We start from the raw sequence: 492 nt of genomic DNA, 5'->3' as shown, positions 1-492 counted from the left end.
GAAGCGGTCGCCCACGAAGCCATCTAGCTCGTCAGTTAACGTCAGGCCGCGATCAAAACCTGAATGTCGTATTCCTACAGATTCTCAACCAGCCTGCAAAGCATACCGTGGCCTGATAGCTGGTCCGTGGTTTGATTTCAAAAGGACTCTGTTTCGGGATTTCAGTCTGAAAACGGCCCGAAAACGGCTCTAGCAACCCTGAATTTGGCCCAGTCGCGAGCTTAAAATTGTGGAGTTGGAACATCTCGCCTAGCGCTTTCACGCGCCAAATAATTTCTCCGCTGGCTACATCTACTATTTCAATACTTTCAATGTCCTCTGGATACTCACCCAGCAGCTCAAAATGCACGGTGACCACGTTCGCCGAACGTAACGCAGAAACAGAAGGCATGAAGAGGTACGCGTACGCAGCGAACACCAATGCGGCAAGCACTGCGATGACTACACTGAAGGATTTCATCTATAAATGTGAGCAATTTGGGTTACGCGAAT

At 49.4% G+C, this 492-nt stretch carries 1 protein-coding gene; it reads right to left on the bottom strand.

Annotated elements, in window-relative coordinates; genetic code table 11:
- Positions 1–52: 52 nt before the first annotated feature.
- Complete coding sequence (locus ACHAC9_RS24535; protein WP_435764432.1) at positions 53–460, bottom strand: hypothetical protein; 408 nt, start codon at positions 458–460, stop codon at positions 53–55.
- Positions 461–492 lie beyond the last annotated feature (32 nt).

This window comes from Massilia sp. CMS3.1 (assembly GCF_051262535.1).
In the GTDB taxonomy this organism is placed as follows: Bacteria; Pseudomonadota; Gammaproteobacteria; order Burkholderiales; family Burkholderiaceae_D; genus Telluria.
The sequence above is the reverse complement of the archived record's forward strand: the minus strand, read 5'-3'. Positions and strand labels throughout refer to the sequence as shown.